1 protein-coding gene is annotated in these 364 nt (G+C 52.2%); it reads left to right on the plus strand.

Going from position 1 to position 364, the window contains the following annotated elements; all coding sequences use genetic code 11:
* Positions 1–364: PPC domain-containing protein (locus FC091_RS15085; protein ID WP_138435209.1), on the plus strand; the 364-nt coding region annotated here is incomplete at both ends.

Raw genomic sequence — 364 nt, forward strand, 5'->3', positions numbered from 1 at the left:
CCAACCAACGATAATTGTTCAGGAGCATTGCCATTGGATTGCGGCGTAACGGTAACGGGCAGTACAGAAGGAGCCACGGCATCCGGATTGGATGCTGAGTGTGACGGCTTTGCCTCTTCGGACGCCTTCGACCTGTTCTATACGTTTGTAGCGGACGGAACGAGCAGCTATACGCTAAGCTTGGACGATGCTACAGGCGGCTTCGCCTTTGATGGTGTGATGTTCGTTTATTCAGGGCCATGCGACGATCTTACGAGCCTAGCATGTAGCGATAGCGGCAGTCCAGAGGAAATCACCTTGGACGCCCCATCGGCAGGAACCTATACGGTAAGAATATTTGATTATTTCGGAACGGCCGACTTTA

The sequence above is a fragment of the Winogradskyella algicola genome (assembly GCF_005869935.1).
Lineage (GTDB): Bacteria > Bacteroidota > Bacteroidia > Flavobacteriales > Flavobacteriaceae > Winogradskyella > Winogradskyella algicola.